The organism is Bradyrhizobium sp. STM 3809, assembly GCF_000239795.1.
Classification (GTDB): domain Bacteria; phylum Pseudomonadota; class Alphaproteobacteria; order Rhizobiales; family Xanthobacteraceae; genus Bradyrhizobium.
In genome coordinates, this window is the sequence record NZ_CAFJ01000517.1 from 1 (window position 1) to 7,666 (window position 7,666).

Here is a 7,666-nt window from a genome sequence, read left to right on the forward strand (position 1 = left end):
TGCCCCTGCCCGCCTTGATCATCGCCCCACCGCTGCCCCCGGCCGTCCCGGCCGAGCCTCCCGCGCCGTCACCCGTCGCGCACACCGAGCCTCCGCGCACCGCAACGACATCCACCGAATGTTTCGCGCCGCTGGCGATCGCCTTCGAGCGCGGCAGCACGCGGCCGAATCCGGCCGACATGAAGCGCGCGGTGGCGATCCTGCAGAAGGCGCTGTCGCGGCACGCCGATGCCGCGCTCGTCATCGAGGGACATGCCGACGCCAGCGGCAGCGAGGATCTCAACGTGCTGCTGAGCTATTCGCGCGCCAAGGCGGTCGCGGAGCTGCTGCGGAAGGACGGCGTCCCGGCCCAGCAGATCGCGGTGCGCGCCGCCGGCGCCGGCGCCGCGCGCGGCGATGCCGATGCGGTCGCCGGCGATCGCAAGGCGCTGCTGCGCATCGCCGGCGTCGACGATTGCGATCAACTCACAGCCGTGAAACGACCATGACCATCTATGCCATCGTGAGCGGCCTCGGCGCCGCCATCCTGCTGCTGACGGCCGGCTATCTGTTCGGCGCGCGCCAGGGCGCGCTCGCACGCGATCAGTTGCGGCGGCAGGTGCAATTGCAGGCCGCGAGCCTCGACCAGTTGCAGGAGCAGACGAGCCACGACGCGACCGAGCGCGAGACGAGCCTGCGCAGCGCGATCGAGGACGTGCTGGCGCCGCTGGTCGAGCGCGAGCGCATCTCGCTCGATCTTGCGCAGCTCGCGAGCCTGCCCGGCCGGCGCCGCGAGCTGGTGCCGCTGCTCGACAGGATCGCCGAGGTCGGCCGCTTCGAGACCGTGCTGTTGACGAACGAGGAAGGCCTGCCGCTCGCAGCGAATACGACCGGGCGTCACACCGAACGGCTCGCCGCGGCGGCGACGCGGCTGTCGCTCGTGGCCGAGAAGGTCAGTGGCGAGCAGCACGTTGTGCCGCTGTCCGTGATGCTGCGCGACGCCTCGGAGGCGACGACGCTGTGCCGGATCTTCCGCGTGCAGGACCAGACGCTGACCTTGACCGCGCTCTCCAATGATCCGCGCCTCGCCTCGGTGGCACTCGATCCCGCCCTCGCCAAGGTGCAGGTGGCGCTGACCGCGCCGGCTTGAAGCTTGCGACAACGCAAAGGGCGCAGCACCTCGCTCGAGGCACTGCCCCCGAACGGCCGTGTTGTCAGCCGCGATGAGGCCGACGACAATGGCGGGCCGGCCACGCGGCAGACGATTCACGGACCGTCCAAGCCACATTTTCAGCGAATATCGTACAACATCTGGGCGGCGCCTCCATACGCCCCTGGACCCAACCGCCATAATCGAGGCAACGAAGTGCGATCACCGGCGCAATGCGCAGCCGCCGTGATCGCCTTGGATTCAACAGGATCAGGCGATCGCGGAGCGGGCAGTGCGACGCCCGTGGAGCATTCGGAATCCAGCGAAGGTGTGGCGAGTCTGCGCCAGAGTCCTGCCGAACGCCAGATTCGTGCATCTTCAAAAATCCACCAACGCCGGTTGAGCGACCTGCTTTCGACAAGAAATTCCTCAATCATTCTATGGGTTGGCATCTGTCTTTTGACGAGAGCGCGTTGTGTTTTCTTGCAAGGGCCCGATTGGGCTCGCCCTTTGCTGGCTGATCGTCGCGTGTCCGGCTCCGGCGGTCCGGGCGCTGGAGATCTCGCGCTCGGCACAGGAAACGCCGCCATTGGCAGCGATTGCACCTCCTCCAACGCCCGTGCCGCTCGAAAACGCGCTGTCGAACGCGGCCCATGACCTGCTGTCCAAGTTTGAAGACGACGCTGCGCCGGGCCAACTCGAACTGGTGATCGACCCGTTGATCGACGGCGTCACCCGGGTACAATCGACCGCAACGTTGCTGGAGCAGCAACGCATCACCGCGATGATCGCGGCGAACTACCACCGGATCCGCACCCTGCCGTTCACGGTGGCCTCGCTGCTACGAAAGCCGCTGGTCCTGATCGGCACCCTCACCCCGATCAATAACGACGGCTTGCCCACGGGGCCCCGCGACGCCTATCGGATCTGCCTTGCGATCGCCGACCTGAACAGCAACACGGTCGTCTCAAAGGGCGTCGCGCGCGCGCTGCCCGACGACGTCGATCCCACACCGGTCCCCTTCTTCAGGGATAGCCCGGTCTACACCAAGGACCCGGCCACCGAGGCCTATGTGAAAAGCTGCCAGGGCGCCAAGCCGGGCGACGCCGTCGACCAGACCTATACCAATCACATCCTCGCCTCGGCTCAGGTCAACGAGGGAATCGAGGCCTACAACGCCGGGCGCTACAAGGCCGCGCTCGAGCTTTATCAGACCGCGCTGCGGATGGACGGCGGCGAGCAGCTGCGCATCTACAGCGGCATCTACCTGTCGGCCCTCAAGCTCGGCCACACGCAACTCGCCATGCAGGCATTCGACCGGCTGCTCGATTTCGGGCTGAAGAACAGCGATCGGCTCGCGATCAAGTTTCTGTTCAAGCCTGGCTCGACCTTGTTCTACGCCGATCCGGAGGCGCGCGCGCCGTATCAGGCCTGGATCGGCAAGATCGCGCAACGAACCGCCGCCAACCATGTGTGTCTCGAAGTGGCTGGTCATACCAGCGCGACGGGATATCCCGGCGTCAATGACCGGCTGTCCGTCCTGCGCGCCGCCTATGTCAAGGATCAGATCCTGGCCGAGGACAGAAGCCTCGCGGGCCGACTGATCGCCAGCGGCCGCGGGTCTCGTGAGATGATCGTCGGTACCGGCCGCGACGATCCGAGCGACGCACTCGACCGTCGCGTCGAACTCAGGATCATCAATTGTTCGAGCTGATCCGAAGCGGTGAGCCGGCGCAAACGGACATCACTCCCCGCGGATAGAGATCACGCCCCGATCGGACGGCATCGGATCATGCTGTCCTCTCCTTCGCCCGCACCACCTGACGTCGCCGAGATGCCGGTCGCGTCAGCCTGAACCTTGCGAAAACGCAAAGGGCGCAGCACCTCTTGCGAGGCACTGCGCCCTTCGCCGACCTCATTGTCAGGGGATGAGGCCGACTACACGCGGGTGCGGCCGCGGGCGAGCCCCACGACGGCCGACACCAGAAACAGAACGATGGCGATGAAGAAGATGATCTTGGCGATCTCGATGGAGGCACCGGCGACGCCGCCGAAGCCGAGGATGCCGGCGATCAATGCGATCACCAGGAAGGTGACAACCCAGCCTAACATGACACGACCTCTGTCTCTCGATTGCGGTTCAAAGCGACGCGGAGCTTGCGCCGTTGCCAGGACAATCGAGGCCGGGAACAAAGGTTCCGGGGGCCCGGGCCGGTAAAAATTCGCGAATCGGCGGAACAAATCTCCGGCCGAAACAGCGCGCGCCCGCCCTCGGGCTCGATTTAGGGCTGTAAAACGCGGCCGGCGGCCCCATATCACCGTCAATCCCTGCTATGAGGGCTCCTTCCTGCAGACCCCTTGATGTCGTCATATGATGCCGTCAGAGGGACGAGACTGATTCGCCAATGACCGAGCCCAACCGCGTGAGCCGTATTCCTGCGCCCGACCACCAGCCTGTCGCCGGCGGCATCGCCTCGCGCGCCCGCGCGGCCGCGAGCGGCGGCGCGCGCTATCTCGCGGGCCTCAATCCGGAGCAGCGCGACGCGGTCGAGACGCTGGATGGTCCGGTGCTGGTGCTGGCCGGCGCGGGCACCGGCAAGACCCGCGTGCTCACCACGCGGATCGCGCATATCCTCAGCATGGGCCGCGCGCGTCCCGGCGAGATCCTGTCGGTGACCTTCACCAACAAGGCCGCGCGCGAGATGAAGACGCGGCTCGCCGAGATGCTCGGCCAGGCGGTCGAAGGCATGCCGTGGCTCGGCACCTTCCACTCGATCGCCGGCCGCATCCTGCGCAGCCATGCCGAACTGGTGCAGCTCAAATCCAATTTCACCGTGCTCGACGTCGACGACCAGATTCGCCTGCTCAAGCAGCTCTTGCAGGCGGAGAACATCGACGACAAGCGCTGGCCGGCGCGCATGCTCGCCAATCTGATCGACGGGTGGAAGAACCGCGGCCTGGCGCCCTCGCAGGTGCCCTCCGGCGAGGCCGCCGTGTTCGCCAACGGCAAGGGCGGCAAGCTCTATGCAAGCTATCAGGAGCGGCTGAAGATCCTCAATGCCGCGGATTTCGGCGACCTGCTGCTGGAGAACATCCGGCTGTTCCGCGAGAACCCGGACGTGCTGCGGCAATACCAGAGCCGCTTCAAGTTCATCCTGGTCGACGAGTATCAGGACACCAACGTCGCGCAATATCTGTGGCTGCGGCTGCTGTCGCAGGCGCCGTCATCGTCGCGTGCCGTCACGCCATCCTCCGTCATTCCGGGGCGGCTCGAAGAGCCGAACCCGGAATCTCGAGCTGAGGACAATCCACTGCGAGATTCCGGGTTCGCACCTGACGGTGCGCCCCGGAATGACGATTCTGCGCAGATTGCTCCCCCCAAGAACATCTGCTGCGTCGGCGACGACGACCAGTCGATTTATGGCTGGCGCGGCGCGGAGGTCGACAACATCCTGCGCTTCGAGCACGACTTTCCCGGCGCCAAGGTGATCCGCCTCGAGCGCAACTACCGCTCGACCGGACACATCCTCGCCGCCGCATCGCACCTGATCACCCACAATGAAGGCCGGCTCGGCAAGACGCTGCACACCGAGGACGTCGAGGGCGAGAAGGTCACCGTGACCGGCGCCTGGGATTCGGAAGAGGAAGCGCGCGGGATCGGCGAGGAGATCGAGGAGCTGCAGCGCAAGGGCGAGCATCTCAACGACATCGCCATCCTGGTGCGCGCGTCCTACCAGATGCGCGAGTTCGAGGACCGCTTCGTCACGCTCGGCCTGCCCTATCGCGTCATCGGCGGCCCGCGCTTCTACGAGCGCGCCGAAATCCGCGATGCGCTGGCCTACTTGCGCGTTATCAACTCGCCGGCCGACGACCTCGCCTTCGAGCGCATCGTCAACGTGCCGAAGCGCGGGCTCGGCGATGCCACCGTGCAGATGCTGCATGATCACGCCCGCAAGCGCCGCATCCCGTTGTTCGAGGCGGCGCGCGCGGTCGTGGAAACTGATGAGCTCAAGCCGAAGGCACGCGGCTCGCTGCGCGGACTCATTCTGCAATTCGAGCGCTGGCGCGCCCAGCGCGAGGTGACGCCGCACACCGAGCTCGCCGAGATCGTGCTCGACGAGAGCGGCTACACCGAGATGTGGCAGAAGGACCGCTCGGCGGACGCCGCCGGCCGCCTCGACAACCTCAAAGAGCTCATCCGCTCGATGGAGGAGTTCGAGAACCTGCACGGCTTCCTCGAGCACATCTCGCTGGTGATGGACCGCGAGGGCGGTGCCGACGAGGAGGCGGTGTCGCTGATGACCTTGCATTCCGCCAAGGGCCTGGAGTTCGACAACGTCTTCCTGCCCGGCTGGGAGGAAGGCCTGTTTCCGAGCCAGCGCACTCTCGACGAACAGGGCCGCGCCGGCCTTGAGGAAGAGCGTCGCCTCGCCCATGTCGGGCTGACCCGCGCGCGACGCCGGGCGAAGATCTATTTCGCCACCAACCGCCGCATCCACGGCACCTGGACGACGACGATTCCGTCGCGCTTCCTCGACGAGCTGCCGGCGGCGAGCGTCGAGATCACCGAATCCAAGGGCGGCTCGGGCTGGGGCGGCGCCGGCGGCTATGGCCCGTCGCGCTTCGACAACGTCGAGTCGTTCGGATCGAGCTATTCGACGCCGGGCTGGCAGCGCGCACAGGCGCGGCGCGGTGGTGGCCGCGGCTCGTCCGAGGGCGGCTTCCAGGAGGAGCCCTCGCCGTTCGCGGGGCGCGATCCGTTCGGAGGCGGCTTCAGCGGTCAATTCGGCCGCAACAAGCGCGGACCACTGACCATCGAGGGCGAGCTGGTGGCGAAGTCCACCGGCACCACCTCGGAATTTTCGGTCGGCGACCGCGTGTTTCACCAGAAGTTCGGCTATGGCAACGTCATCAAGGTCGACGGCAACAAACTGACCATCGCCTTCGACAAGGCCGGCGAAAAGCACGTCGTGGACAGCTTCGTGCAGCGCGCGTGAACCTGAGCGGGCGGCAGTGCTTGCCGAAGCTCGGGGCTAAAGCTATGATTGTAAAATTTCATGGCATAGCTCCATGGCTGCACCTTTTACGCCGAATGACATTATTGCGCTGGCCGTCGATGCCGAGCGAGGGGCGGCTCCGGAACGGATCATCGGCAGCTTCAAGCGACTGATTCAGGAGTATGCCTTCCAGAGCGCCCATTGTGATCCGGACGAACGGCTGAGTGTTGCTGCCGAGCATGCTGGATATCTCACGACCCGGAGCGGGTCCTGGACGGTCTACGTACCCTGGCCGCTTGCCTTTGCATTTCCCAGTGCAATCACGCTCGACGGGCTCGTCAGCGTGGCGGAACGGAGCATGCTGGACGGGCGCGGCAACGTCGTGTTGTCCGGGTCCACGACGTTCGCCGGACGGGTGGCCGCGCTGGGAGATGTCGACCTTGCCCAGTACATCTTCGACGATGGAAGCGAGATCGCCGATCGCGTCGAACAGCTCATGCGTCGTGAGGGTCCGACCATTCTGGTTCGGGTCAAGTTTCGTCGCGAGTATCAGGCTCCCTGGGACGGGCTGATCACCGCGTTGGGTCAGTTGCGCTCGCTGGCGACCGAAAGCGAGCGGATCAAGTTCGACTTCGTCGATGGCATCACGCCATTCGGCGTGATGCCGGTGTCGAACGTCGTCCTGCCTTCTGATCCATCCGATCGGAGCAAGGGTGCGGCCGGCCGCAGCTTCGTCTTCCAGGAGGCCGTGCTCACAGCCGATGGCAACCCGCCCTGGCCGCTGGTCGTCCCCGAGGAGCTTCTGCGCTATCTCAAGTTTCTGCTCCGCGACATGATGGCTCACCGACAGGCGGGCAAGCTCGTCAAGGCGCTCAAGCGGGCGCTCTCCCTGACCCGGATTCTGGGTTTGGCGGAGCTAGGAGACCGCGCCGAGGCCGTGCTAGCCTCGCGCCCTGCGGCGGAGCTGGCGCATGAGAGCTGCATGGCGGAACTCGAAGCGCTCTGGCCCTACCTGAATGCCGATCAGCAGGCCCGTCTCGACGCGAGCTTGAAGGAAAAGAAAGGACTAACGGCTAGCATTGTGGAAAGTAAGGGACTACCTACGCAGTGCTCGTCTCTGATCGATGAGCTGATAGAGAAAGTGAAGCAGTTTCTCGCTCATGAGGGCGTCTCCTTCGCGTCCTGGGCAGAAGGTGGGTCATGACCGCAAGTGCCAAGATCGAGCAGCTCCTCGAACTGACCGGCACGCCTCCCGAACGGCGCGCGGGGGCGCGGAAGAACTACAACAGTCTGGTCGAGCGCGAGGGTGAACAGGCCATCGACCAGCGCATCGCGGAGTTCGAGGCGATGCACTCTCAGGTGACGGCATGGCGGGAAAGCCGGCGTCCCGCGGCAGCCGCATCGGCCGACGTTCGCCAACCGACCAAGGCGAGACATGACGCTGGCTCGAATGTCGCAGCCCCGGCCTTCCTGAACATTCTCGCCCGCGAGAAACTGCTGGCCAGGCGACTTGAGGGCTACATCGATGCGCTGATGGTCC

The 7,666-nt window shown here is 65.6% G+C and carries 7 protein-coding genes; 6 read left to right on the forward strand and 1 reads right to left on the reverse strand.

Annotation, left to right across the window (positions count from 1 at the left end):
* The 3 genes from BRAS3809_RS24025 to BRAS3809_RS24035 form a co-directional block, all read left to right on the forward strand.
* On the forward strand, positions 1 to 488 hold a 488-nt coding region (locus BRAS3809_RS24025; RefSeq protein ID WP_035658023.1), incomplete at its 5' end, for an OmpA family protein.
* Complete coding sequence (locus BRAS3809_RS24030; protein ID WP_035658027.1) at positions 485 to 1,129, forward strand: hypothetical protein; 645 nt, start codon at positions 485 to 487, stop codon at positions 1,127 to 1,129. The genes BRAS3809_RS24025 and BRAS3809_RS24030, both read left to right, overlap by 4 nt.
* Positions 1,130 to 1,718: 589 nt before the next feature.
* Complete coding sequence (locus BRAS3809_RS24035) at positions 1,719 to 2,843, forward strand: OmpA family protein (RefSeq protein WP_240535757.1); 1,125 nt, start codon at positions 1,719 to 1,721, stop codon at positions 2,841 to 2,843.
* 224 nt (positions 2,844 to 3,067) lie between these two features.
* On the opposite strand, the gene BRAS3809_RS35125 is transcribed toward BRAS3809_RS24035, so the two are convergent.
* Entirely contained in the window at positions 3,068 to 3,241 is a 174-nt protein-coding gene (locus BRAS3809_RS35125; RefSeq protein WP_008964634.1) for a DUF1328 domain-containing protein, read from the reverse strand.
* 293 nt (positions 3,242 to 3,534) lie between these two features.
* Here BRAS3809_RS35125 and BRAS3809_RS24045 point away from each other — a divergent pair, with 293 nt between their 5' ends.
* The 3 genes from BRAS3809_RS24045 to BRAS3809_RS24055 all read left to right on the forward strand — a co-directional run.
* A complete protein-coding gene (locus BRAS3809_RS24045) occupies positions 3,535 to 6,126 on the forward strand; it encodes an ATP-dependent helicase (protein ID WP_008964635.1) in 2,592 nt (863 codons plus the stop codon).
* Positions 6,127 to 6,199: 73 nt separating this feature from the next.
* The gene (locus BRAS3809_RS24050) at positions 6,200 to 7,330 is read left to right on the forward strand and encodes a hypothetical protein (RefSeq protein WP_008964636.1); all 1,131 of its coding nucleotides are present in this window, start codon (positions 6,200 to 6,202) and stop codon (positions 7,328 to 7,330) included.
* Positions 7,327 to 7,666 (forward strand): hypothetical protein (locus BRAS3809_RS24055; RefSeq protein ID WP_035658031.1); only part of this gene is annotated, 340 nt, incomplete at its 3' end. The genes BRAS3809_RS24050 and BRAS3809_RS24055, both read left to right, overlap by 4 nt.

What these genes read in the sequence shown, in the direction of transcription:
- BRAS3809_RS24045 (WP_008964635.1), top strand. Translation starts at nt 3,535, where the DNA reads ATGACCGAGCCCAACCGCGTGAGCCGTATTCCTGCGCCCGACCACCAG.
- BRAS3809_RS35125 (WP_008964634.1), bottom strand. Translation starts at nt 3,241, where the DNA reads ATGTTAGGCTGGGTTGTCACCTTCCTGGTGATCGCATTGATCGCCGGC.
- BRAS3809_RS24050 (WP_008964636.1), top strand. Translation starts at nt 6,200, where the DNA reads ATGGCTGCACCTTTTACGCCGAATGACATTATTGCGCTGGCCGTCGAT.
- BRAS3809_RS24030 (WP_035658027.1), top strand. Translation starts at nt 485, where the DNA reads ATGACCATCTATGCCATCGTGAGCGGCCTCGGCGCCGCCATCCTGCTG.